Genomic DNA, 22,131 nt, shown 5'->3' on the forward strand with positions numbered 1-22,131 from the left:
ATTTCGCATGGGAGAGGAGCGCTGTCATTATGAATTCTTTTTATGTATTCAGCGGCAAAAAGATTAAACGATTCATCTATATCTTCGCCGCTGTGCTTCTTGCTGCTGGAGTTGTCTATGTCGAGAGGGGAAACATAACCGTTTTTTCTGAATCCGGACCTTCCGCGATCTACAGTGTACCAACAGAGAAGAAGCTGATTGCCCTGACCTTCGATATTAGCTGGGGGGAGAAAAGACCCGAACCAATTTTGAAGGTACTTGAAGACAAGAAAGTGGACAAAGCCACCTTCTTCCTATCGTCTCCATGGAGTAAGACTCACCCAGACATTGTAGCTAACATCAAGAATGCAGGTTTTGAAATTGGAAGTCATGGTCATAAACACGTCAATTACAGCACACTTAGCAACGAAGAAATTCGTACACAGATCTCAACGGCTCACACCGTACTTACCGAATTAACCGGCACTGAACCCAATTTGATTCGTATGCCTAATGGTGATTTTGACAAAAGAGTCCTTCAGGTTGCCAGCGATCTCGGCTACAAGGTCATTCAATGGGATACAGACTCCCTGGACTGGAAGAACATCGGCGTAGACAATATCGTGAAGCGTGTAACGACAAAAGCGCATCCAGGTGATATCGTCCTTCTACATGCCAGTGATTCCTGTAAACAAACACATGAAGCACTTCCACTCATTATCGACGAGCTCCGCAGACAAGGTTATGAATTCGTTACCGTCTCTGAGCTGATTAGTCAAAGCAACACCGAAGGTAAAGAAGTACGCGACTCAGCTTCACTGAGTAATGCCATTGAGGACGCAGCTGGGCTGTAAAAACATATTCAATCTCTGGTGCCGTAATGGATGTTGATCTGTCCAAAGGATTAATGACGTGGAGAAATGAGTTCCGATATGTCAGGTGTGGGGGTATTCAGCTTCGGATAGCTCAGATCCAGACTCTCCAGTGTCTTTACAACGATGGATAAGGTCAAATAGTTGCGGTACCATTGATGATTGGCGGGTATCCAGTACCAGGGTGCTTTATCTATGCTAGATTCCTTGAAAACATCTTCATATGCTTCTTGGTAATCATCCCAATACTCCCGCTCCTGGAGATCACTTGCATCGAATTTCCAATGTTTTTTGGGATCTTCAAGCCGTTCCTTAATCTTCTTCAGCTGCTTCTCTTTAGAAATATGCAGAAAAAGCTTGATAATTGTCGTCCCCTCTTCCACCAGCATTTCCTCGAACTGCCGTATGTAACGAAAGCGACGCTTCAAGTCATCCTTTTTTAACCCTCCGTGTACCCGTGGTACCAATACATCTTCATAATGCGAGCGGTTAAATGCAGAGATATATCCCTTAGGAGGTGTCTTCTGATGAACCCTCCATAGAAAATCATGAGCCTCTTCCTCTAGAGATGGTTTCTTGAAGCTGGTCACTATAAATCCTTGTGGATTAATGCCTGAAAAAATATGCTTAACCGTGCCATCCTTACCGCTGGAATCCATTCCTTGCAGAATAACAAGCAACGAATGCTTTTTCTGAGCAAACAAAATATCCTGGAGCTCTGCCAAACGTGCTTTAAGCTCTTCTGTTTTGGCTTCTACTTCTTTTTTGGATTTAAAAACACCTGTGTCGTCCGGATCCAGCTTGTTAAGCCGGATTTCTTTTGTGTCTTTTATCATATAGCGCTTGATGTCCATATATTCCCCTCCTAAAAGTTTTGTAAAGCATATGCATCATTGAGGAGCTTCGTACAAAACTCGCTTCGGAAGCATCTACTATGTTTTGTAAAGCATATACATCATAGGAACGCTTCGTACAAAACTTACTTCGAAAGCATACGCTTAGTTTTGTGAGCGTATCGTTCTTTAAGATTAACCTCTACAATCAGATTTTAATCGTTAAGATACAGTTAGAGCAAAAAACCCCGTCTTCTGAGATCAGAGCACGGGGTTCTTTGTTTAGTGCCTTCCCCATTCATTATCCGGCTGCCGGCTTCAGAATACGGTGTAGCATCAAAATTTGGAATGCATTACAAGCGATAAGCGGAACAACAATAAACACCGTTGCACTATCAACACCTATACGGAGCACGCCAATAACTTCCACAATTGAAATAGCTGTCATAAAAAAGAGGGTTGGAATCAAAGCTGAGATGTTTGTACTTTTTACTTTGAAATAAGACACAATAATAGCTGCTAGCAAAATAACGATTCCTAATATTAGATCAGACATAACATTTCTTTCTCCACCAACGACGGTACGCAAAAAAATCAGTTCAAGCAATGCGAGCACAGAAAGCACTAGTTGTATGTATTTCCAAACCTTTTGTGGAAAAACGCCGTTGCCCATATAATTCAAAATCAAATAGGCAAAAAAACCAAGTTGCGAATAAACGCTTACAAGCATACCGTAGCCAAGCAGAATCAGCGGGTATAAAAAGAAATCCCCGACACTTTTGAAATCAATCTTACCATTTACGAATTGCAGTGCCAGACCAGCGATTACAGCCCCACCCGCTCCTATAAGGAGGGTAGTCCAAAATAAATGAAACCATTTTTTTATACTCAGCCAATTCACCTCCTCTTGTCAGATTTATTTTACCAAGGATACCGACAAAACACCATTACACCCACAACATAAATGTGATCTAATTCGGCATAATACATCTAGAGAATCCTATAAAGGAGGGCAGCGCCAATGAAATGGAGATTTATCGGATCTGTGGGTTTGGCATTGAGCTTTGTTATGGCCTTAACGGCTTGCGGAAGTGAGCAGAGCAGTTCTTCTTCCGGACAAGGCAGTTATAAAGAAACGAAGACCATGGTTTTAGATATATTGAAAAGCGATGAGGGTAAAAAAGCGGTTGAGGAATCATTATCAAGCTCCAGCTCTAGCGGTACCAGTGGAATGAGCATGAAGATGATGCCACTTCAAACAACAGAGGAGATCAAGCTCGCTGTTAAAAATACTCTCACTGCACCGGAATATCAGAAGGAAATCGAGAAGATAATGACTGATCCCAAATTCGCGGGCGATTTTGCTAAAGCCATTCAATCACAAAGCAAGGAACTACACCTACAGCTAATTAAGGATCCCACTTATCAGAAATCAGTCGAAGAAATTATGAAGTCTCCAGAAATGATGACAATGTTTTTAAATCTCACTAAAACACCTGATTACCGTAAACAATCCATGAAGACCATGCAGGAATCCATGCAAACTCCATTATTTCGCATGGAAGTATTGAATTTACTTAAAAAAGTCGTACAAGAAGAACTTGAACCAAAAGAGAAAAAAGAAAAGGGTAGCGAAGGTGGCGACAAACAGGAAAGCAGTGGCAGTGGCAGTGGCGGCGGCAGCGGCGATGATTCAAGTTCTTAAAAAAAAAGGCCTTATCCCACTAATACGTGTGGGAAGGCCTCTTTTTTATGCACAAGAGTTAGTGCTCATATTTGGCAATAAGTTTATCAGCAATTTCTGCAAATAATTGTCCTGATGGTGTCTCTTCTTTGTATACAGAAGGTGAGAAATCCGGTTCGGAAATATGGTTGTCCGGTGCACCTAGCGGTATTTGTGCAAGCAGCTCCGTATGAAGCGTCTCGGCAAGCCTCGCTCCTCCGCCTCTGCCAAAGATATAATCTTTCTTACCACAGTCAGTGCACTCATAATAAGCCATATTCTCAATGACTCCAATAATCTCATGATCTGTCTGTAGAGCCATAGAGCCCGCTCTAGCCGCCACAAACGCTGCGGTAGCGTGAGGTGTCGTAACTATAATCTCTTTGCTGTGAGGTAGCATCTGATGCACGTCAAGTGCCACATCACCAGTACCTGGGGGAAGATCAAGCAGCATATAATCAAGTTCACCCCAACCAACATCATTGAAGAACTGGCGAAGCATTTTACCCAGCATAGGTCCCCGCCAAATAACTGGACTATTCTCACGAATAAAGAAGCCCATAGACATGACCTTCACTCCAAAACGTTCCACAGGAATAATCGTTCCCTCTTCTACAACTGGTCCCTCTTCGATCCCCATCATATCGGGAATACTGAAACCATAAATATCAGCATCGATAAGACCAACTTTTTTCCCTTTTCTTGCAAGGGCTACGGCCAAATTCACCGTTACGGTTGACTTACCAACTCCACCTTTGCCGCTGGCCACAGCGATAAAGTTCACGCCAGAGCTCTCGCTAATTAATTCATGGTCATCAAGGCCTGCAGCATGTCCTTTAAGTTTCCCAGGTTCATCGAAATCCTCTACGCTCTCTCCGCGAAGTATAGCACGTTCATAATCGGTTGCATCACGAAGCCGGATATGTACATTAGAAACCCCACCCGCTTCAAGCAATTCACGAACCTGTTGTTCTAGATCCATGCGACTTTGCTCTTCAGGATTCAGACATATGATAGATAAAGAAATACGGTCTTCTTTAATCATAATGTCACGGATCAGCTGTAGTTCCACAAGGCTTTTTCCAGTTTCAGAGTCTGTTAATGGCTGCAGTATTTCCTGAATTTGTTCCTTAGTCAGCATGGGAAGCACCTCTGTTTCCTTTCCGGTTGAGAATTCTCCGGAGTTTTTGTCTATTATAGCATTACCTGTCTCCCCATGAGTAGTCCTGACTACTCTGAGGCGTACCGAAGAATCCCCCGATAAATGCTAGTCGCAACCTTACGCTGATAGACATCATTTCCAAGTAGAGCAGATTCCTGAGGATGTGATAAGAAGCCAACTTCTACAAGTACCGCTGGTATTTTCAATGCTTTTAACAGATAAACAGTATTCACTGTCTTAGCCACACGATCCGTATTCTCCAGCGTAGTCTTCAGCTCACTCTGCACAAACTCCGCTATAGCTTTATTATCCTTGTGATTGGGGTAGTAAAAGGTCTGTGCTCCACTCCAACGATTGGAAGGGACACTGTTCATGTGAACGCTTATAAAAAGGTCTGCGCCTTTTTCTTCGATACTTCTTACTCTTTGTTTAAGATCTTCTGTCTTACGCTTAGAATAGCCTTTAGTACCTTCCTGAGCCAAATCATAATCACCTTCACGAGTCATTACTACAATAGCCCCTGCCTGCTGCAGATAATCACGCAAATAAAGCGATACCGCGAGATTAATATCTTTCTCAATTAGCCCTTCCCGGCTAACCGCTCCTCCATCAGCTCCACCATGCCCCGCATCGAGAGCAATAACTTTTCCTGACAAGGGCAGACTCCAATAATTTAGTGTTTTAGCGGTAGGCATGTCATACGCGATAATTCCAATCATTATAGCTAGCAGCATCACGCCAAGCATACTTTTTTTGATACTGCTCCATGAAATCCAGACCGAGACTTTACTCTGCTTTCGGCCAGACATAACAAAGACCCCCTCGTCCCGATAGATAATACTCATCTATATGGGACAAGAAGGTCAAATAGTACTAGCTGTTAATGATTAAGCTGTAACTTCTTGTGTCATACCTTCAATCAGAATCTGCGCAACCTCAGGCCGTGTAAATTCTGGCGGAGGACATTGGCCATCACGGAGCAAAGCACGTACCTTCGTACCCGACAATGTCATGTGATCATCACTAGGATGAGGGCAAGTTTTACTGGATGCCATATTCCCGCATTTTTTACAGAAGAAGCTATGTTCAAAAAATAATGGAGTAATATCAAGTTCTTCAGCACTAAAATTCGAGAAAATTTCCTGTGCTTCATAAGTGCCATAATAATCACCTACCCCAGCATGGTCACGACCGACGATGAAATGGGTACAGCCGTAATTTTTACGAACCATTGCATGGAAAATTGCTTCTCTAGGGCCTGCATAACGCATTGCCGCCGGAAAAACACCAAGGAAGGTACGATCCTCAGGATAATAGTTCTCCAAAAGCGCCAGATAGCTCTTCATCCGTACATTTGCCGGTACATCATCTGACTTCGTCTCACCAACAAGTGGATTTAGGAATAGAGCGTCTACAACCTCCATAGCGCACTTTTGAATGTACTCGTGAGCTCGGTGGACCGGATTGCGTGTTTGGAAGCCTACAACCGTTCTCCAGCCCTTTTCAGCAAATATCTTCCGCGTATCCGCAGGATCAAAATAAAATTCACCGAACTTCTCTGGCTGTGGGCGGTTCAAGACTGTAATCGGCCCTCCAACATAAGTTGCAGGACGAGCCAACAGCTTACTCACACCAGGATGTTCAGGATCTGTTGTCTTGAAGACATTTTGTGCTTCAATCGTTTGATCTACAGTATAAATACTCTCAATATCCAATAAACCGTAAATCTCGCCATCGTCTTCACCGATTAAAGAAACTTTATCCCCAATTGATAAACTGGCAGCCACATCATCTTCTACAGCCAGTGTTATTGGAATGCTCCACACTGTTCCATCTGCTAAACGCATGCTTTTTACTACTGAATGATAGTCTTGCTCATTTAAAAAGCCAGTTAATGGCGAAAATGCACCTACAGCTATAAGATCCAAATCAGATAAAGTCCAGGTATTCAAGACAATCGCCTTGCTGTCACGTGCGAGATTTAGCAATTCTTCTCTTTCAGTACCCTCTACTACACGGTTTACCAAAGCTCCGCCATGCGGACGTATTGAAGTCATCTTAGTCTCTCCTTCTATGTTCCCACAGGAATATGTCTTACTTGTGCAATCCGCACTCTGTCTTCTCTGATCCAGACCAACGGCCAGCACGCGGATCTTCACCTGGCATAACCTGACGTGTACATTGCTCACAGCCGATACTTGGATAGTTACGGTCATGTAGAGGGTTATAGATTACGTCATTTTCACGAATATAGTTCCATACATCTTCTGACGTCCAATCCGCAATAGGATTAAACTTCACTAAACCAAATTTATAATCATACTCGACCTTTTTAGCATTTGCACGGGTAGGCGCTTGATCGCGACGAATTCCAGTAATCCATGCCTCATATTGAGATAATATACGAGTCAATGGTTCAACTTTACGAATACCACAGCATTGATTTGGGTCAACCGTCCATAACGCATCACCGTATTGAAGTGCTTGCTCCTGCGTGGTGAGTTGCGGAGACACTCGTACAAACTCTAATCCGTATTTGTCTGCCATCAAATCTCTGGTTTCGTAGGTTTCCTTAAAATGATAATCTGTATCGAGATAAAAGACATCAGTAGATGGACTAACTTTGTGAAGCATATCAACAAGCACTACATCTTCGGCACCAAAGCTGCAGGCAAAAGTAATGTTAGGAAATGTTTCTACAGCCCAGCGGATAATATCCTCGGGTGAAGCACTCTCTAATTCTTCGGCCTTTATTCTGATCAAATCTTCTTTCTCGAGCAGGTTCATTAAGGTATTCCTCCATCCAAAATATTAATCGTATGAATAAATGAGGTAAAAGAAGTAATAAAACCAACTATTTCTATATGAAATAGTATATAACTTTTACTGAGGAAGTCAATGAGTTTCAACCCTCAGAATTAGTAAATGAATGCAAAAAAAGCCCATTTCTTGTTCGAAAGGGGCTGCTAAAAAAAATAAAACCCTCGACCGTAAAGGCCAAGGGTTGAATTCTTGATAAATATTAACGTTTCGAGAACTGAGGCGCACGACGTGCAGCCTTCAAGCCGTATTTCTTACGTTCCTTCATACGTGGGTCACGAGTCAGGAAGCCGGCTTTCTTAAGCGCACCGCGATATTCAGGGTCAACTTTAAGCAATGCACGGGAGATACCGTGACGAATTGCTCCAGCTTGACCGGAAATGCCGCCACCATGTGCAAGAACGATTACATCGTAGTTGCCTAGTGTTTCAGTCAGGTTCAAAGGTTGTTTTACGATCATTTTCAGTGTTTCCACACCGAAATATTCGTCCATCTCACGTTTGTTAATGACAATGCGTCCTTCACCCGGTACAAGGCGAACACGTGCTACCGAATGTTTACGACGACCTGTCCCATAGTATTGTACTTGTGCCATGAAACTGTCCTCCTCTATTCTTATCCGCGAAGTTCGTAAACTTCAGGTTTTTGTGCTGCATGTGGATGCTCGGCGCCTGCATATACTTTCAATCTCAGCTTCATGTGGTCCCCTTGACGAGTCTTAGGAATCATACCATGAACAGCGAATTCAATTACGCGTTCTGGTTTAGTATTCAGCAAAGTTTCAGCATTAGTAACTTTCAAGCCACCTGGGTGCATCGAGTGACGGTAGTATTTCTTGTTTTGCAATTTCTTACCGGTCAAGTGAATCTTCTCAGCGTTGATTACGATAACGAAATCTCCTGTATCAACGTGTGGAGTGAATTGCGGTTTGTGTTTGCCACGGATCAAAGCAGCGGCTTCGCTGGCCAAACGACCGAGTGTCTTGCCTTCGGCATCAATAATGTGCCAATTGCGTTCAACTTCGTTCGGCTTCGCCATATAGGTGGTACGCATGAATGTTTCCTCCTTGTTCTCGTACGAAAATCTTCTGTTTCGTATATCTTGTTTCTCATTGAATTACAATTATGTGAGTTAAGCAAAGCATTTTTTTGGCATTTCCTTGATCGGGGCTGTGGGATAGCCATCAAGAAAACACAACTTTTATATTACAGTATAAACATAACAAGTGCAAGTGATTTTTAAACATTCAGCCTATTATTCAGGAAGAAATTTATAGAAAAAAAGATTCACTTTCAGTCTCGTCATATTCTACACTCCACAAAGCCAACCCCTTGGCCATAGCTGTTGGACCAGCAGCAGAACGATCACATGCCGCCAATATCTCAGCAACATGATCAGCATCTATTTTACCTTCCCCCACATGGATCAAAGTCCCCATAATAATGCGAACCATATGCTGAAGAAATCCACTACCCGTTATATAAGTTTGGATCACTCCCTGATCTAATGAAGAGGGTCGGCACATGCTGCGGTCTACTTCCATATGAGCTTCAAAGATCGTTCGTACATGAGAGGCCTTAGTAGACCTCCGTGAAGCAAACGAAGTGAAGTCATGTGTCCCTAAAATATGCGTTAAGCCTTGCTGCATCGCAGGAATGTCCAACCTCACCGGATGATGAAGCTGCCAGCGCCGTTGAAACGGGTCTGGAAACCTGTTGCCGTTAATCGTGTATCGGTAAGTTTTACGCTTAGCTCCTCTACGAGAGTGAAACGTCAGCGGTACTTCCCTAGCCTCAGTAACCACGATATCTTGTGGCAGCCGGGCATTAAGCGCCAGACACCAACGTTCAAGTGGGATTCGAGAGGAGGTCGTAAAGTTAAAAGGCTGACCGTAGGCGTGTACTCCGGCATCTGTGCGACCAGAAGCAGTAATCTTAAGCTCCTCACCTGTCAGATGGAGTATCGCTTGCTCCAGCCGATCTTGAATCGTATTGCCCTGAGGCTGGGTCTGAAAGCCATCATAATTTGTTCCGTCATAATTGACCTTCATCAATAGATTACGCATTCCGTTCTCCTTTTTAAACCGTTCAGCAGAAACGTCGATCGAAGCACTGTCTGATCTTATTCAAGAGGAAGAAATGGCTTTGCCGTCCCTAGAAGGACGGCATCCATTAACACTTCACTCCATTACTTCAAAAAAAAGAGCCCCTGCGGGAGCTCCTTCAATTGAACCAAGGTGATTCCCACGGTTATTAGTACAGCAGAGTCTTGCGCCTCTGCAGCACAATAACGCTGATATTTCCCCCATCTTTACTCCAAAGAGGGCCGGATGAAAGGGAAGCATCGGAAATCAATACTTGTGATACTACGCGCGGTCTACCAATTCAAGATAAACCATAGGCGCAGCGTCCCCACGACGAGGTCCGAGTTTCAGGATACGAGTGTATCCACCTGGACGCTCTGTGTAACGAGGAGCAATGTCAGAGAACAATTTTTGAATTGCATCTTGTTCACCATCAACAGTCTCGCGGCGAACAAATGCAGCTACTTGACGACGAGCATGAAGATCGCCTTTTTTAGCTTTAGTGATCAACTTTTCAGCGATAGAACGAACTTCTTTCGCTTTAGCTTCCGTTGTTTGGATGCGCTCGTATAAAAATAGATCCGTTACCATGTCGCGAAATAACGCTTTACGCGCACTGGAATCACGGCCCAATTTTTGGTATGCCATGTGTTTTCCCTCCTTTACTGTAACAATCTGTAGTTATTCTTCTGTACGTAGTCCCAAACCAAGTTCCTCAAGCTTCTCCTGAACTTCTTCCAAAGATTTACGACCAAGGTTACGCACCTTCATCATATCTTCTTCAGTCTTCGTGGTAAGCTCTTGTACGGTATTAATACCAGCACGTTTGAGGCAGTTGTAGGAGCGGACAGAAAGATCAAGCTCTTCGATTGTCATCTCTAGCACTTTTTCTTTTTTGTCTTCTTCTTTTTCAACCATAATTTCGGCGTCTTTCGCTTCGTCCGTAAGACCTACGAACAATACGAGGTGCTCGTTCAAAATTTTGGCTCCGAGGCTTACAGCCTCTTCCGGTCTAATACTGCCATCTGTCCAAATTTCAAGCGTCAATTTGTCGTAGTTGGTCACTTGACCAACACGTGTATTGTCTATGCCGTAGTTAACGCGTGAAATAGGAGTGTAGATGGAGTCAACCGGGATAACGCCAATTGGCTGATCGTCGCGTTTGTTCCGGTCCGCTTGGACGTAGCCGCGACCACGGCCTGCAAAAATACGCATGTGAAGTCTCGCACCAGGTCCCAGCGTTGCAATGTGAAGATCCGGGTTGAGGATCTCAACATCGCTGTCCGCACGGATATCACCTGCGGTAACGATGCCTTCCCCTTCGGCATCAATCTCAAACACTTTTTCCTCGTCTGAATGAATCTTCAGGGACAAGGCTTTAAGGTTCAGAATGATCTCCGTCACATCTTCCATTACGCCTGGAACGGTCGAGAACTCATGCAGAACGCCGTCAATTTGGACCGAAGTCACTGCGGCTCCTGGAAGCGAAGAAAGCAATATCCGGCGAAGTGAATTCCCCAGAGTCGTGCCATACCCACGTTCCAACGGTTCAACTACGAATTTCCCATAGGTACCTTCATCATTAGCTTCTACGGTCTCAATCTTCGGCTTTTCGATTTCTATCACGAGTTTACCCCTCCTTCAACGTCGCTCCTATATGAAACTGTCACCCCATCAGGTGCATCATGTAGTATGCCTAAACACCTATTATTAGCAGATGCGTCAGAATTATACCACATTTACAATACTGATTTCACTATACGCGACGACGTTTCGGCGGACGGCATCCATTGTGAGGAACCGGAGTTACGTCTTTAATAAGGTTAACTTCAAGCCCTGCAGCTTGAAGGGAACGGATGGCTGCTTCGCGGCCCGCGCCCGGTCCTTTAACCATAACCTCAACCGACTTCATGCCGTGCTCCATAGCTGCTTTAGCTGCTGATTCAGCTGCCATTTGTGCTGCGAATGGAGTCGACTTACGGGAACCTTTAAATCCTTGGCCGCCGGAGCTTGCCCAGGAAATTGCATTTCCGTGAGGATCTGTGATGGTAACGATGGTGTTATTGAACGTGGAACGAATATGTGCCACGCCGGATTCGATATTTTTACGGTCGCGACGTTTGGTACGTACGACTTTTTTCGGTTTAGCCATTGTCTCTTATCCCCCCTTATTATTTCTTCTTGTTTGCTACCGTACGACGCGGGCCTTTCCGGGTACGGGCATTGGTTTTAGTACGTTGACCGCGAACAGGCAATCCACGACGGTGACGAACACCGCGGTAACAGCCGATCTCAGTAAGACGTTTAATATTCAAGGAAATTTCACGACGCAGGTCACCTTCAACCTTAACCGTTTTGTCGATCGTTTCACGCAGTTTGCTGACTTCATCTTCCGTCAAATCACGGACACGTGTATTAGCGCTAATGCCTGTTTCATTAAGAATTTTCTGAGAAGTCGTTTTACCGATTCCGAAAATATAAGTCAAGGCGATCTCAACGCGTTTGTCACGTGGCAAATCCACTCCAGCTATACGAGCCATTTTACGCTACACCCCCTTCTTAACCTTGTTTTTGTTTGTGTTTCGGATTTTCGCAAATCACCATAACAGTCCCTTTGCGGCGGATTACTTTACATTTCTCGCAAATGGGCTTTACAGAAGGTCTTACCTTCATGTTAATTACCTCCTCAAAGTTTTGCGAAGCAAAACTTTTTTCGTAGTTCCCATCTATTTACGGTAAGTTATACGACCTTTTGATAAATCATAAGGCGATAACTGCACGACCACTTTGTCTCCGGTCAAAATACGGATAAAGTGCATCCGCAATTTACCGGATACATGGGCAAGTATTTGATGACCGTTCTCAAGCTCAACCTTAAACGTTGCATTTGGCAACGGTTCAAGGACAGTACCTTCTACTTCAATGACATCTTCCTTAGCCACAGTTAGTCTCCTTTCTCATAAGCACTTATTCCGGTTGGGCCAGCATACTTCGTCACTGCGAAACGCAGCTTTCCGTTTGTTACCCGCCCAGTTTCTTCCAAACTGTTCACAACCTCACTGCTGATGAAGGGTATGAGCTCAAGATGAAGAATATTCTTCTTCTTTGGCCCATCAAACTTACGTTTGTCTCCATCTGCAATGTATACAAATCTGCTATCAACAACTGCGATAACAACGGCTGCCTCTCCGGCATCTTTGCCTTTGAGAATTCTCACTAATTGACCAACCTGCGGGCTGCTCACAGTATTCAAGTGGAGATCACCTACGCATTCAGTTTTGTGAAAATTTCCATGCCGTCCGGAGTAACTGCTACTGTATGCTCAAAGTGAGCACATAGGGAGCCATCCACCGTAACGACAGTCCAGTTATCTTCCAGCGTTCTGACATGTCTCTTTCCTACGTTTACCATCGGCTCAATCGCGAGTACCATACCCGGTTTCAGACGTGGTCCGCGGTCCGCTATGCCATAATTCGGAATTTGCGGTTCTTCATGCAGTTTTGCCCCAATACCATGACCAACATACTCACGTACGACTGAGAAACCAGCCTCTTCGATGTATTGCTGGATAGCATGGGAGATTGTAAACAAGCGCACATCCGGCTTAACTAACGCCAGTCCCGCGTACAAGGAGCCTTCCGTAACGTCCAGCAAACGCTGAGCCTCTTCGGAAATGCTGCCCACACCGTAGGTCCAGGCGGAATCACCGTGATAACCGCGGTACTCTGCACCGATATCCAGCGTTACAATATCGCCTTCGATCAGTTTGCGTTTACCTGGAAATCCATGCACTAATTGTTCGTTGACTGAAGCGCAAATGCTGGCAGGAAAACCGTTGTAGCCTTTGAAAGACGGCACAGCACCTTGACTGCGAATGTATTGATCGGCGATTCTGTCGAGATCGCCCGTTGTAATGCCAGGCTCAATGGCCTCAGCAATAAGACGGTGACTCTCGGCAACAATTCGACCAGCTTCCCTCATAAAGGCAAGTTCCTGTTCGGATTTACAAATGATCATTACATTAACCCCGCAATAAAGATACGATTTCAGAAGAAACGACATTGATTTCGTTTTCCCCATTTACCTGACGCAAAAGACCTTTATTATCATAAAACGCAAGCAGCGGCGCTGTCTTATTATCATACTCATCCAGACGCTTGCCTACACTTTCTTCGTTGTCATCCGGACGTTGATACAATTCACCGCCATCAATGTCGCAAATGCCATCTTGCTTCGGCGGGTTGAAGATTAAATGGTAGGATGCTCCGCAAACTGTGCAGATACGACGTCCAGTAAGACGCGCCATCAACAGTCCACGGTCAACATTCAAGTTGATGACATGATCCAAAGAAGTATTCAAACGGCTTAGAATTTCATCCAGCGCTTCCGCTTGCGAAAGAGTTCTTGGAAAACCATCCAATAGAAATCCTTTTTCGCAATCGGACTGCTGCAGCCGTTCTTCAACTATACCAATGGTCACATCATCTGGTACAAGCAAACCTTGATCAATAAATGATTTAGCCTTCAATCCTACTGGAGTCTCTTGTTTGATTGCCAAACGGAAAGCATCTCCTGTCGAAATATGCGGAATGCCAAACTCTTTTATGATCTCAGCCGCTTGTGTTCCCTTGCCTGCCCCAGGAGGGCCCATGAATAAAATGTTCACGATTTCTCTCTCCCCCCAAAAGTTCGCCACCAAGCAAGAAACAGCACAATAGGTGCCGGGAAGAATAAAAAATTACGCTTCACCGGAACCTATCGCCTATTTATTGATGAAGCCTTTGTAATGGCGTTTGATCAATTGGCTCTCGATCTGCTTCATAGTATCCAATGCCACACCGATTACGATTAGCAGTGAAGTACCACCAATTCGAACTTCTTTAGGCAATCCAGATAAAGCACCGAAGAACATCGGCAATACAGAGATCAAAGCCAGGAACAATGCGCCGGACATAGTCAGACGAGACATTACTCTAGTCAAATATTTCTCAGTAGCTTTACCAGGACGGATACCTGGAATGTAACCACCATTCTTCTTCATGTTATCAGCCATCTGCTGAGGATTCATCTGCACGAACGTATAGAAGAACGTGAACCCGATGATCATCACTACATACAGAAGCATACCAAGTGGTGCATCAGTTGCCAAATACTTGGCAATCCATTGAGCCCAGGCATGTGTTGACCAGAAACTGGAGAGAACAACTGGGAACTGAAGCAGTGATACGGCGAAGATAACCGGAATTACACCAGCCGCATTAATTTTCAGCGGAATGTGCGTATTCTGTCCACCGTACATTTTGTTGCCGACTACGCGTTTAGCGTATTGAACAGGAATCTTCCGAATACCTTGCTGTACGAAGATAACTGCTGTAATAATCGCTACAATCACAATCAGCACAATAACGACTTTAAGAATATTCAGGAACACTTGATCCGGCTGAATAAAGCTTGAGTTAGCCGTACTCGTGATATATCCCGGGATGGCGGCGACGATTCCCGCAAAAATCAGGATCGAAATCCCGTTCCCGATTCCCTTTTCGGTAATCTGTTCACCAAGCCACATCAGGAAAGAAGTACCAGCCGTCAAGATAATGGCAACCAGTAAGTAGTCAGCAAATGTCGCATTCGGCATCATTTGAGTTCCATAAATCCGGTTAAACCCTATCGACGTAGCAAAACCTTGGATCAGGGCCAAAATCACAGTACCATAACGAGTGATTTGCGCTAGTTGTTTTTTACCGTGCTCCCCTTGTTTAGCCCATTCAGCAAACTTAGGAACAACATCCATCGACAGCAATTGCACGATGATGGATGCTGTAATGTACGGATAAATACTTATCGCAAATATCGAGAAGTTTTTGAGCGCTCCGCCCGAGAAGGTGTTCAAAAGTCCCATCAAAGCGTCACCGCTTTGATTTGCTGTTTCCAGTACATCTTTGTTCACACCAGGAACCGGTACAAACGAACCGATACGGTAGATAATCAGAATGAACAAGGTAAACAGGATCTTTTTGCGCAAATCTTCCACATGCCAGATATTCTTAAGCGTCTTGAACATTAGATCACCTCGGTTTTACCGCCGGCAGCCTCGATTTTCTCTACCGCAGATTGAGAGAACTTATTTGCTTGTACAGTCAATTTAACGGTTAACTCACCATTGCCGAGAATCTTAATGCCGCTTTTGGAATTCTTGACAACACCAGTTTCAAGCAACAACTGCGGAGTCACTTCTGTTCCTTCTGCAAAGCTATTCAGATCTTCAAGGTTCACAATCGCATACTCTTTACGGGTAGGATTGACGAAACCACGTTTAGGCAGACGACGATAGAGCGGATTTTGTCCACCCTCGAAGCCCGGACGAACACCACCGCCAGAACGTGAGTTTTGACCTTTGTGACCGCGACCGGAAGTTTTACCATTTCCGCTACTTGGTCCACGACCAACGCGATTGCGTTCTTTGCGGGAACCAGGAGCTGGAGCAAGTTCATGTAACTTCATCGTTTGCACCTCCTTATGTTTGTTAATTTATACGAGGCGATTAGCCTTCAATTTCAGTTACAGATAGCAAGTGACTCACTTTGTTGATCATTCCGCGAATTGCAGGACTGTCATTGTGAACCACTGTCGTGTTGAGTTTACGTAGGCCGAGCGTCTTAACAGTAACACGTTGTGTTTCTGGACGTCCGATTACACTACGTACGAGGGTAATTTGCAATTTTGCCATTGACGTTCCCCTCCTTAACCGCGCAATTCTTCGACAGATTTGCCGCGAAGTTTCGCGACCTCTTCAATGCGTTTCAGACGGGAAAGTCCCTCCAAAGTTGCATTGACCATGTTCATGGAATTCGAAGAACCCAGTGATTTTGTCAAAATGTCGCCAACGCCTGCCAATTCCAATACCGCACGAACTGGACCGCCAGCGATAACGCCAGTACCCTCTGATGCTGGTTTCAGCAACACGCGTCCTGCGCCGAAGTGGCCAGTAACGAGATGGGGAATCGAAGTTCCTACGATTGGAATGTGAATCAGGTTTTTCTTGGCGTCTTCAATGCCTTTACGGATGGCATCCGGAACTTCGCCGGCTTTACCGATACCAGCACCGACGTAGCCATTGCCATCGCCCACAACAACGAGTGCACTAAAGCTGAAACGGCGTCCGCCTTTTACAACTTTTGCTACACGGTTAATGTGTACAACTCTTTCTGTCAGTTCTAAACTGTTCGGATCTACACGCAAGTCGTTAACCTCCTTTTAAGAATTATTCTAGAATTCAAGACCAGCTTCACGAGCTGCGTCAGCCAATGCTTGAATTCGTCCATGGTACAAGTAACCTCCGCGGTCGAATACGACCACTGCATAGCCTTTTTCTTTAGCACGCTCAGCGACCAATTGGCCAACTTTCGCTGCAGCTTCAACGCTGCCGCCATTACCGATGTTAGCGCTCAGTTCTTTATCAAGTGTAGAAGCGGATACGATAGTAACCCCTTTAACATCATCGATCAGTTGAGCGTAGATGTGTTTTGAAGAACGGAATACGTTCAAACGTGGACGCTCAGTAGTTCCCTGGATCTTCTTACGAACACGCAGGTGTCTTTTGAGACGAGCCTTGTTTTTATCTTCTTTTGTAATCATGACTTCCCTTTCACTCCCTTCAGTTTGCCGTAAACAGCTTCACTTTAAGATGCACGGGGTATCTTACAATTAAGTTCAAACTGGTTATTTCTTCTTACCAGCTTTACCTTCTTTGCGGATGATACGCTCGCCTTCATATTTGATACCTTTACCTTTATACGGTTCTGGCTCACGAACGGAACGAATTTTAGCAGCATATGCGCCAACGCGTTCTTTATCGATACCTTTAACGATGATCTTCGTGTTCGCAGGAACTTCAAACTCAATACCTGCTTCCGGTGTAATTTCAACCGGGTGGGAGTAACCAACGTTCAGAACGACTTTATCTCCGGATTTGCTTGCACGATATCCGACCCCAACCAATTCCAGAGATTTCGAGAAACCTTCAGTCACGCCTGCTACCATGTTGTTGACAACGGAGCGGGTTGTGCCGTGAAGTGAACGATGCAATTTGTTATCCGACGGACGAACAACGGTAATTTCGTTATTTTCAACTGTAACCTTCATGTCTTTATGAAGCTCACGAGTCAAAGAACCTTTTGGACCTTTTACTGTAATAACGGCGTTGTCCAAAGTGACATCTACACCGCTAGGTACTGCGATTGGTTTACGACCAATACGAGACATGTGTTGCACCTCCTTATCTTGTGACGTTTATTACCAAATGTAGCAGACAACTTCTCCGCCAGATTTTGATTGACGAGCTTCTTTGTCGGTCATAACTCCCTTAGATGTGGAGATAATCGCGATTCCTAGACCACCGAGTACACGAGGCACTTCATTGCTCTTCGTGTATACGCGAAGGCCTGGTTTACTGATTCTTTTCAAACCAGAAATAACACGCTCTTGGTTAGGGCCGTATTTCAAGAAGATACGGATAATCCCTTGTTTGCTATCTTCAACGAATTCCGCATCGCGGATGAAACCTTCACGCTTCAAAATGTCAGCGATTTGTTTCTTCATAGTAGAAGCAGGCATTTCTACCGTTTCGTGACGCACAATGTTAGCGTTACGAATACGAGTAAGCATATCTGCAATAGGATCAGACATAGTCATGTGTGTAAACCTCCTTCCCGTTTATAAACTTCTTACCAACTTGCTTTTTTCACGCCAGGGATCTGGCCTTTATAAGCTAATTCACGGAAACAAATTCTGCAAATTTTGAACTTTTGCAGTACCGAATGTGGACGACCACAACGTTCGCAACGTGTATATGCACGTACTTTAAACTTAGGCGTACGTTGTTGTTTAACTTTCATCGAAGTTTTTGCCACTTAGCCTGACACCTCCTAAACATTTTCGGAGAAAATGGATTAACCGACTTTATTTTGCGAAAGGCATTCCCAGCTGACCCAGCAGCTCGCGGGATTCCTCGTCCGTCTTAGCAGTCGTTACAATAACGATGTCCATACCGCGGACTTTATCCACTTTGTCATATTCGATCTCGGGGAAGATCAATTGTTCTTTAAGACCAAGTGTGTAGTTACCACGGCCGTCAAAGGCTTTAGTGGAAACACCACGGAAGTCACGTACGCGTGGAAGCGTTACGTTGAACAATTTGTCCAAGAAGTAATACATACGCTCGCCGCGCAGTGTTACTTTAACCCCAATCGGCATATTTTCGCGTAGTTTGAAACCAGCGATGGATTTTTTAGCTTTAGTGATTACTGGTTTTTGACCAGCGATCAACTGCATGTCATTAACTGCAGCATCAAGTACTTTGGAGTTTTGAACAGCGTCACCCACACCCATGTTGATGACAACCTTCTCGATCTTAGGCACTTGCATAACAGTTGTATAGTTAAACTTCTGCATCAAAGCAGGTGTTATTTCGTTGAGATAACGTTCTTTCATTCTTGCTGCCATGAAGATTTAACCTCCTTTCTTAAGGGCTAGATTAGTCGATAATCTCTCCGGATCTTTTAGCAATCCGAACTTTTTTACCGTTGTCCAATACTTTGTAACCGATACGTGTTACTTTGCCGGACTTCGGATCGATGTGCATTACGTTGGACACATGAATCGAAGCTTCCTGCTCAATAATTCCACCCTGTGGATTCAGCTGGTTCGGCTTTTGGTGTTTTTTCACCATATTGACGCCTTCTACCAGAACGCGGTTTTCACGAGGATAAGCAGCGATGACACGGCCTTTTTTGCCTTTGTCTTTACCACTAATCACAAGCACCACATCATCTTTCTTCACGTGCAGTTTATTGTTATGGGATTCCAGAACTTTTTTCACTCTAGGCATTTATTACACCTCCTATAACTAACCTTCAACTTATTGGTGCTCGTGTTTATTAGATTACTTCCGGTGCCAAGGAAACGATCTTCATGTAGTCTTTATCGCGAAGTTCGCGAGCAACTGGTCCAAAGATACGTGTTCCACGAGGGCTTCTGTCGTCTTTAACAACAACAGCTGCATTTTCGTCGAATGCGATGTAAGATCCATCTTTACGACGAACGGAACGTTTCGTACGAACAACTACCGCTCTAACAACATCACCTTTTTTGACAACGCCGCCTGGTGTTGCTTGTTTAACGGAACAAACGATCAAATCACCGATTGCTGCTGTACGGCGTCCAGTACCACCCAGTACGCGGATACACATCAGTTCCTTCGCACCAGAGTTGTCAGCCACATGCAAGCGTGTAAATGGTTGAATCATTATAATTTCCTCCTTCCGGAAAAACTCTTTTGATTATCTTAGATGATAACCGCTTTTTCAACCACTTCAACTAGTCTCCAACGTTTGTCCTTGGACAACGGACGAGTTTCCATGACTTTTACGGTATCGCCAATTTTCGCAACGTTTTCCTCATCATGTGCTTTGAATTTCTTCGTAGACTTGATGCGTTTGTGGTACAAGTTATGCTTCTTATAGGTTTCAACAGCGACTACGATGGTTTTATCCATTTTATCACTGACCACTTTACCGATTAGCACTTTACGTGCATTACGTTCTTCGCTCATTAGTTAGCCTCCTTCCTGAATACGGATCTGAGATCCGTCTCACTTAACTAATCCCAAGCACTCTTTGATGGATTACGGTTTTAGCACGAGCTATTTCCTTACGCACGTCACGAATCCGAGTCGGGTTGTCCAGTTGGCCAGTTGCCAATTGGAAACGGAGATTAAAAAGTTCCTCTTTGAATCCAGCGATCTTTTGTTCAATCTCAGCAGTGGTTAAGTTGCGAAGTTCATTAGCTTTCATTTGCTTCACCACCCAATTCTTCACGTTTCACAAACTTAGTCTTTACAGGCAGCTTGTGAGCGGCAAGACGCATCGCTTCACGAGCGATTTCTTCCGACACGCCTCCGAGTTCGAACATAATCTTGCCCGGTTTAACTACTGCTACCCATTTCTCAACGTTACCTTTACCACTACCCATACGAACCTCGAGAGGCTTTTGAGTAATAGGCTTATCTGGGAAAATCTTGATCCAAACTTGACCGCCACGTTTGATATAACGTGTCATTGCGATACGAGCAGCTTCGATCTGACGGTTAGTGATCCAAGATGGTTCCATTGCAACCAGGCCGAATTCGCCGAAGTTCAATTCAGTACCACCCTTTGCCATACCCTTCATGTGTCCGCGTTGTTGCTTGCGGTGTTTTACGCGTTTTGGTACCAACATGATTAGTTGCCTCCTTCCTGAGCAGCTTGTTTCTTAGCTGGGGGAAGAACTTCTCCACGGTAGATCCATACTTTTACGCCGATAAGACCGTAAGTTGTATGTGCTTCAGCCGTTCCGTAATCGATATCGGCACGAAGCGTATGAAGTGGAACTGTTCCTTCGCTATAACCTTCTGAACGAGCAATCTCAGCTCCGCCAAGACGTCCGCCTACTTGAGTTTTAATCCCTTTTGCGCCAGAACGCATTGTTCTTTGAATCGCTTGTTTGAGTGCACGACGGAACGATACACGACGTTCCAATTGTTGAGCAATGCTCTCAGCTACAAGAATTGCATCCAATTCAGGGTGCTTGATTTCATTGATGTTGATGTGTACTTTTTTGCCACCAGCGATTGCTGTAACTGCGCTGCGAAGTACTTCTACTTCTGCTCCGCCCTTACCAATAACCATACCTGGTTTAGCAGTGTGAATTGTAACGTTCACGCGGTTAGCCGCTCTTTCGATCTCGATATGGGAAACAGCGGAATCCTTCAACTTACCTTTAAGGTATTCCCGGATTTTGACGTCTTCCATTAGAAGAGTACCGAAATCTTTTCCTGCATACCATTTAGATTCCCAATCGCGAATGATCCCGATCCGGAGTCCGATTGGATTTACCTTTTGACCCACGTGTTATCCCTCCTTATTTCTCAGATACCACCAGTGTAATGTGGCTCGTGCGTTTATTGATCCGACTTGCGCGGCCCATGGCGCGCGGACGGAAACGTTTCATAGTAGGTCCTTGGTTAACGAAAACCTCGCTAACGAACAAACTGTTCACGTCCAAAGAATAGTTATGCTCAGCATTCGCAATTGCCGAATTAAGCAACTTCTCAACGACCGGAGAAGCGGATTTCGGAGTGTGGCGAAGAATAGCAATTGCTTCCCCCACTTGCTTACCACGAATCAAGTCAACAACCAGTTTCGCTTTACGAGCGGAAATCCGCACCGATCTTGCATGTGCTTTTGCTTCCATTGTTTAACCTCCTTTCAAACAGAGACCTTATTATTATCTTCTTGTTTTCTTATCGTCACCCGCGTGGCCTTTGTAAGTACGTGTTGGCGCGAACTCGCCCAACTTGTGACCTACCATATCTTCTGTTACGTATACAGGCACGTGTTTACGGCCGTCATATACACCAAACGTATGTCCGATAAACTGAGGGAAAATGGTTGAGCGACGGGACCAAGTTTTAACTACAACCTTTTTTTCAGCCTCGTTCAGTTCCTCAACTTTTTTAAGCAGGTAGCCATCGATAAACGGCCCCTTCTTTAAACTGCGACCCATGTGTGAATCCTCCCTTCATCCGGTTCTTCAAACCGCGAATCGACGCTTCGCGCTTTATT

The 22,131-nt window shown here is 44.6% G+C and carries 37 protein-coding genes; 2 read left to right on the forward strand and 35 right to left on the reverse strand.

The features are described 5' to 3' along the window. Positions 1-29: 29 nt before the first annotated feature. Entirely contained in the window at positions 30-833 is an 804-nt protein-coding gene (pdaB, locus tag MHI27_RS27720; protein ID WP_405175104.1) for a polysaccharide deacetylase family sporulation protein PdaB, read from the forward strand. Positions 834-883: 50 nt separating this feature from the next. Here pdaB and MHI27_RS27725 read toward each other — a convergent pair whose 3' ends face one another. Then, entirely contained in the window at positions 884-1,705 is an 822-nt protein-coding gene (locus MHI27_RS27725; RefSeq protein WP_042192144.1) for a PPK2 family polyphosphate kinase, read from the reverse strand. 280 nt (positions 1,706-1,985) lie between these two features. Beyond that, positions 1,986-2,576 (reverse strand): KinB-signaling pathway activation protein, encoded by a 591-nt coding sequence (locus MHI27_RS27730; RefSeq protein WP_042132517.1) that lies wholly within the window; start codon positions 2,574-2,576, stop codon positions 1,986-1,988. A gap of 129 nt (positions 2,577-2,705) precedes the next feature. Between MHI27_RS27730 and gerD the strand changes: the two genes are divergently transcribed. Then, positions 2,706-3,389 (forward strand): spore germination lipoprotein GerD, encoded by a 684-nt coding sequence (gene gerD / locus MHI27_RS27735; protein ID WP_405175105.1) that lies wholly within the window; start codon positions 2,706-2,708, stop codon positions 3,387-3,389. 58 nt (positions 3,390-3,447) lie between these two features. Here gerD and MHI27_RS27740 read toward each other — a convergent pair whose 3' ends face one another. The 33 genes from MHI27_RS27740 to rpsS all read right to left on the reverse strand — a co-directional run bounded on the left by MHI27_RS27740 (position 3,448) and on the right by rpsS (position 22,072). After that, a complete protein-coding gene (locus MHI27_RS27740; RefSeq protein WP_076300967.1) occupies positions 3,448-4,548 on the reverse strand; it encodes an Mrp/NBP35 family ATP-binding protein in 1,101 nt (366 codons plus the stop codon). A gap of 89 nt (positions 4,549-4,637) precedes the next feature. Beyond that, the gene (gene cwlD / locus MHI27_RS27745; protein ID WP_042192151.1) at positions 4,638-5,378 is read right to left on the reverse strand and encodes an N-acetylmuramoyl-L-alanine amidase CwlD; all 741 of its coding nucleotides are present in this window, start codon (positions 5,376-5,378) and stop codon (positions 4,638-4,640) included. Positions 5,379-5,456: 78 nt separating this feature from the next. Then, a complete protein-coding gene (gene sat / locus MHI27_RS27750; RefSeq protein ID WP_042192153.1) occupies positions 5,457-6,626 on the reverse strand; it encodes a sulfate adenylyltransferase in 1,170 nt (389 codons plus the stop codon). A gap of 37 nt (positions 6,627-6,663) precedes the next feature. Next, positions 6,664-7,356: a phosphoadenylyl-sulfate reductase gene (locus MHI27_RS27755; protein ID WP_042192155.1), complete on the reverse strand. Its 693-nt coding sequence runs from the start codon at positions 7,354-7,356 to the stop codon at positions 6,664-6,666. Positions 7,357-7,591: 235 nt separating this feature from the next. Next, a complete protein-coding gene (gene rpsI, locus MHI27_RS27760) occupies positions 7,592-7,984 on the reverse strand; it encodes a 30S ribosomal protein S9 (protein WP_025706574.1) in 393 nt (130 codons plus the stop codon). 20 nt (positions 7,985-8,004) lie between these two features. Beyond that, positions 8,005-8,442, reverse strand: a complete 438-nt coding sequence (gene rplM / locus MHI27_RS27765; protein ID WP_036680589.1) for a 50S ribosomal protein L13 — start codon at positions 8,440-8,442, stop codon at positions 8,005-8,007. Positions 8,443-8,659: 217 nt separating this feature from the next. Beyond that, positions 8,660-9,454, reverse strand: coding sequence for a tRNA pseudouridine(38-40) synthase TruA (gene truA / locus MHI27_RS27770; protein WP_042192157.1), 795 nt, complete (start codon positions 9,452-9,454; stop codon positions 8,660-8,662). A gap of 300 nt (positions 9,455-9,754) precedes the next feature. After that, positions 9,755-10,120: a 50S ribosomal protein L17 gene (rplQ, locus tag MHI27_RS27775; protein ID WP_019908254.1), complete on the reverse strand. Its 366-nt coding sequence runs from the start codon at positions 10,118-10,120 to the stop codon at positions 9,755-9,757. Positions 10,121-10,153: 33 nt separating this feature from the next. Further along, on the reverse strand, positions 10,154-11,098 hold the full coding sequence (locus MHI27_RS27780; RefSeq protein ID WP_036680585.1) for a DNA-directed RNA polymerase subunit alpha: 945 nt from the start codon (positions 11,096-11,098) through the stop codon (positions 10,154-10,156). 130 nt (positions 11,099-11,228) lie between these two features. After that, on the reverse strand, positions 11,229-11,624 hold the full coding sequence (gene rpsK, locus MHI27_RS27785) for a 30S ribosomal protein S11 (RefSeq protein ID WP_019908251.1): 396 nt from the start codon (positions 11,622-11,624) through the stop codon (positions 11,229-11,231). Between the two features lie 19 nt (positions 11,625-11,643). Next, positions 11,644-12,012, reverse strand: coding sequence for a 30S ribosomal protein S13 (gene rpsM / locus MHI27_RS27790; protein WP_036680583.1), 369 nt, complete (start codon positions 12,010-12,012; stop codon positions 11,644-11,646). Between the two features lie 19 nt (positions 12,013-12,031). Then, a complete protein-coding gene (rpmJ, locus tag MHI27_RS27795) occupies positions 12,032-12,145 on the reverse strand; it encodes a 50S ribosomal protein L36 (protein ID WP_003322638.1) in 114 nt (37 codons plus the stop codon). Between the two features lie 53 nt (positions 12,146-12,198). After that, positions 12,199-12,414 carry a translation initiation factor IF-1 gene (gene infA, locus MHI27_RS27800; RefSeq protein ID WP_036652996.1) on the reverse strand — a complete coding sequence of 72 codons (216 nt, stop codon included), beginning with the start codon at positions 12,412-12,414 and terminating at the stop codon, positions 12,199-12,201. Positions 12,415-12,416: 2 nt separating this feature from the next. After that, complete coding sequence (locus tag MHI27_RS27805; RefSeq protein ID WP_076300964.1) at positions 12,417-12,725, reverse strand: KOW domain-containing RNA-binding protein; 309 nt, start codon at positions 12,723-12,725, stop codon at positions 12,417-12,419. An 11-nt stretch (positions 12,726-12,736) separates the two neighbouring features. Beyond that, entirely contained in the window at positions 12,737-13,489 is a 753-nt protein-coding gene (gene map / locus MHI27_RS27810) for a type I methionyl aminopeptidase (RefSeq protein WP_042192159.1), read from the reverse strand. A 4-nt stretch (positions 13,490-13,493) separates the two neighbouring features. After that, positions 13,494-14,138, reverse strand: coding sequence for an adenylate kinase (locus MHI27_RS27815; protein WP_042131217.1), 645 nt, complete (start codon positions 14,136-14,138; stop codon positions 13,494-13,496). A 96-nt stretch (positions 14,139-14,234) separates the two neighbouring features. After that, complete coding sequence (gene secY / locus MHI27_RS27820) at positions 14,235-15,533, reverse strand: preprotein translocase subunit SecY (RefSeq protein ID WP_042131218.1); 1,299 nt, start codon at positions 15,531-15,533, stop codon at positions 14,235-14,237. Continuing rightward, positions 15,533-15,973 carry a 50S ribosomal protein L15 gene (rplO, locus tag MHI27_RS27825; protein WP_036680569.1) on the reverse strand — a complete coding sequence of 147 codons (441 nt, stop codon included), beginning with the start codon at positions 15,971-15,973 and terminating at the stop codon, positions 15,533-15,535. The genes secY and rplO overlap by 1 nt, the downstream gene beginning before the upstream one ends. Before the next feature lie 40 nt (positions 15,974-16,013). After that, positions 16,014-16,199: a 50S ribosomal protein L30 gene (gene rpmD, locus MHI27_RS27830; RefSeq protein WP_036680567.1), complete on the reverse strand. Its 186-nt coding sequence runs from the start codon at positions 16,197-16,199 to the stop codon at positions 16,014-16,016. A 14-nt stretch (positions 16,200-16,213) separates the two neighbouring features. Beyond that, the gene (gene rpsE / locus MHI27_RS27835; protein ID WP_036652980.1) at positions 16,214-16,711 is read right to left on the reverse strand and encodes a 30S ribosomal protein S5; all 498 of its coding nucleotides are present in this window, start codon (positions 16,709-16,711) and stop codon (positions 16,214-16,216) included. 27 nt (positions 16,712-16,738) lie between these two features. Further along, a complete protein-coding gene (gene rplR, locus MHI27_RS27840) occupies positions 16,739-17,107 on the reverse strand; it encodes a 50S ribosomal protein L18 (protein ID WP_042131220.1) in 369 nt (122 codons plus the stop codon). An 84-nt stretch (positions 17,108-17,191) separates the two neighbouring features. After that, positions 17,192-17,734 carry a 50S ribosomal protein L6 gene (gene rplF / locus MHI27_RS27845; protein WP_042192166.1) on the reverse strand — a complete coding sequence of 181 codons (543 nt, stop codon included), beginning with the start codon at positions 17,732-17,734 and terminating at the stop codon, positions 17,192-17,194. 30 nt (positions 17,735-17,764) lie between these two features. Then, positions 17,765-18,163 (reverse strand): 30S ribosomal protein S8, encoded by a 399-nt coding sequence (gene rpsH / locus MHI27_RS27850; protein WP_036680560.1) that lies wholly within the window; start codon positions 18,161-18,163, stop codon positions 17,765-17,767. Positions 18,164-18,195: 32 nt separating this feature from the next. Continuing rightward, positions 18,196-18,381: a type Z 30S ribosomal protein S14 gene (locus MHI27_RS27855; RefSeq protein WP_013312154.1), complete on the reverse strand. Its 186-nt coding sequence runs from the start codon at positions 18,379-18,381 to the stop codon at positions 18,196-18,198. 49 nt (positions 18,382-18,430) lie between these two features. Next, positions 18,431-18,973: a 50S ribosomal protein L5 gene (gene rplE, locus MHI27_RS27860; protein WP_042131222.1), complete on the reverse strand. Its 543-nt coding sequence runs from the start codon at positions 18,971-18,973 to the stop codon at positions 18,431-18,433. A gap of 31 nt (positions 18,974-19,004) precedes the next feature. Continuing rightward, entirely contained in the window at positions 19,005-19,358 is a 354-nt protein-coding gene (gene rplX / locus MHI27_RS27865; protein ID WP_076286851.1) for a 50S ribosomal protein L24, read from the reverse strand. A 49-nt stretch (positions 19,359-19,407) separates the two neighbouring features. Then, complete coding sequence (gene rplN, locus MHI27_RS27870) at positions 19,408-19,776, reverse strand: 50S ribosomal protein L14 (protein ID WP_036680556.1); 369 nt, start codon at positions 19,774-19,776, stop codon at positions 19,408-19,410. A 38-nt stretch (positions 19,777-19,814) separates the two neighbouring features. After that, a complete protein-coding gene (gene rpsQ / locus MHI27_RS27875) occupies positions 19,815-20,081 on the reverse strand; it encodes a 30S ribosomal protein S17 (RefSeq protein WP_042131223.1) in 267 nt (88 codons plus the stop codon). Between the two features lie 43 nt (positions 20,082-20,124). After that, positions 20,125-20,322 (reverse strand): 50S ribosomal protein L29, encoded by a 198-nt coding sequence (gene rpmC / locus MHI27_RS27880; protein ID WP_019908232.1) that lies wholly within the window; start codon positions 20,320-20,322, stop codon positions 20,125-20,127. Then, positions 20,312-20,746, reverse strand: coding sequence for a 50S ribosomal protein L16 (rplP, locus tag MHI27_RS27885; protein WP_042131224.1), 435 nt, complete (start codon positions 20,744-20,746; stop codon positions 20,312-20,314). Before rplP ends, rpmC begins: the two co-directional genes overlap by 11 nt. Before the next feature lie 2 nt (positions 20,747-20,748). After that, the gene (gene rpsC / locus MHI27_RS27890; protein ID WP_042192169.1) at positions 20,749-21,414 is read right to left on the reverse strand and encodes a 30S ribosomal protein S3; all 666 of its coding nucleotides are present in this window, start codon (positions 21,412-21,414) and stop codon (positions 20,749-20,751) included. Between the two features lie 13 nt (positions 21,415-21,427). Beyond that, positions 21,428-21,760: a 50S ribosomal protein L22 gene (rplV, locus tag MHI27_RS27895; RefSeq protein WP_036680546.1), complete on the reverse strand. Its 333-nt coding sequence runs from the start codon at positions 21,758-21,760 to the stop codon at positions 21,428-21,430. Positions 21,761-21,793: 33 nt separating this feature from the next. After that, the gene (rpsS, locus tag MHI27_RS27900; protein WP_036652940.1) at positions 21,794-22,072 is read right to left on the reverse strand and encodes a 30S ribosomal protein S19; all 279 of its coding nucleotides are present in this window, start codon (positions 22,070-22,072) and stop codon (positions 21,794-21,796) included. Positions 22,073-22,131: the final 59 nt, after the last annotated feature.

It is taken from the genome of Paenibacillus sp. FSL H8-0261 (genome assembly GCF_045040645.1).
In the GTDB taxonomy this organism is placed as follows: domain Bacteria; phylum Bacillota; class Bacilli; order Paenibacillales; family Paenibacillaceae; genus Paenibacillus_AQ.

Bases quoted from the DNA above. Each gene is read 5' to 3' on its own strand.
- pdaB (WP_405175104.1), top strand. From the start codon at position 30: ATGAATTCTTTTTATGTATTCAGCGGCAAAAAGATTAAACGATTCATC.
- MHI27_RS27725 (WP_042192144.1), bottom strand. From the start codon at position 1,705: ATGGACATCAAGCGCTATATGATAAAAGACACAAAAGAAATCCGGCTT.
- gerD (WP_405175105.1), top strand. From the start codon at position 2,706: ATGAAATGGAGATTTATCGGATCTGTGGGTTTGGCATTGAGCTTTGTT.
- MHI27_RS27740 (WP_076300967.1), bottom strand. From the start codon at position 4,548: ATGCTGACTAAGGAACAAATTCAGGAAATACTGCAGCCATTAACAGAC.
- cwlD (WP_042192151.1), bottom strand. From the start codon at position 5,378: ATGTCTGGCCGAAAGCAGAGTAAAGTCTCGGTCTGGATTTCATGGAGC.
- sat (WP_042192153.1), bottom strand. From the start codon at position 6,626: ATGACTTCAATACGTCCGCATGGCGGAGCTTTGGTAAACCGTGTAGTA.
- MHI27_RS27755 (WP_042192155.1), bottom strand. From the start codon at position 7,356: ATGAACCTGCTCGAGAAAGAAGATTTGATCAGAATAAAGGCCGAAGAA.
- rpsI (WP_025706574.1), bottom strand. From the start codon at position 7,984: ATGGCACAAGTACAATACTATGGGACAGGTCGTCGTAAACATTCGGTA.
- rplM (WP_036680589.1), bottom strand. From the start codon at position 8,442: ATGCGTACCACCTATATGGCGAAGCCGAACGAAGTTGAACGCAATTGG.
- truA (WP_042192157.1), bottom strand. From the start codon at position 9,454: ATGCGTAATCTATTGATGAAGGTCAATTATGACGGAACAAATTATGAT.
- rplQ (WP_019908254.1), bottom strand. From the start codon at position 10,120: ATGGCATACCAAAAATTGGGCCGTGATTCCAGTGCGCGTAAAGCGTTA.
- rpsK (WP_019908251.1), bottom strand. From the start codon at position 11,624: ATGGCTAAACCGAAAAAAGTCGTACGTACCAAACGTCGCGACCGTAAA.
- rpsM (WP_036680583.1), bottom strand. From the start codon at position 12,012: ATGGCTCGTATAGCTGGAGTGGATTTGCCACGTGACAAACGCGTTGAG.
- rpmJ (WP_003322638.1), bottom strand. From the start codon at position 12,145: ATGAAGGTAAGACCTTCTGTAAAGCCCATTTGCGAGAAATGTAAAGTA.
- map (WP_042192159.1), bottom strand. From the start codon at position 13,489: ATGATCATTTGTAAATCCGAACAGGAACTTGCCTTTATGAGGGAAGCT.
- secY (WP_042131218.1), bottom strand. From the start codon at position 15,533: ATGTTCAAGACGCTTAAGAATATCTGGCATGTGGAAGATTTGCGCAAA.
- rplO (WP_036680569.1), bottom strand. From the start codon at position 15,973: ATGAAGTTACATGAACTTGCTCCAGCTCCTGGTTCCCGCAAAGAACGC.
- rpmD (WP_036680567.1), bottom strand. From the start codon at position 16,199: ATGGCAAAATTGCAAATTACCCTCGTACGTAGTGTAATCGGACGTCCA.
- rplR (WP_042131220.1), bottom strand. From the start codon at position 17,107: ATGATTACAAAAGAAGATAAAAACAAGGCTCGTCTCAAAAGACACCTG.
- rplF (WP_042192166.1), bottom strand. From the start codon at position 17,734: ATGTCTCGTATTGGTCGTAAACCAATCGCAGTACCTAGCGGTGTAGAT.
- rpsH (WP_036680560.1), bottom strand. From the start codon at position 18,163: ATGACTATGTCTGATCCTATTGCAGATATGCTTACTCGTATTCGTAAC.
- rplE (WP_042131222.1), bottom strand. From the start codon at position 18,973: ATGGCAGCAAGAATGAAAGAACGTTATCTCAACGAAATAACACCTGCT.
- rplX (WP_076286851.1), bottom strand. From the start codon at position 19,358: ATGCCTAGAGTGAAAAAAGTTCTGGAATCCCATAACAATAAACTGCAC.
- rplN (WP_036680556.1), bottom strand. From the start codon at position 19,776: ATGATTCAACCATTTACACGCTTGCATGTGGCTGACAACTCTGGTGCG.
- rpsQ (WP_042131223.1), bottom strand. From the start codon at position 20,081: ATGAGCGAAGAACGTAATGCACGTAAAGTGCTAATCGGTAAAGTGGTC.
- rpmC (WP_019908232.1), bottom strand. From the start codon at position 20,322: ATGAAAGCTAATGAACTTCGCAACTTAACCACTGCTGAGATTGAACAA.
- rplP (WP_042131224.1), bottom strand. From the start codon at position 20,746: ATGTTGGTACCAAAACGCGTAAAACACCGCAAGCAACAACGCGGACAC.
- rplV (WP_036680546.1), bottom strand. From the start codon at position 21,760: ATGGAAGCAAAAGCACATGCAAGATCGGTGCGGATTTCCGCTCGTAAA.
- rpsS (WP_036652940.1), bottom strand. From the start codon at position 22,072: ATGGGTCGCAGTTTAAAGAAGGGGCCGTTTATCGATGGCTACCTGCTT.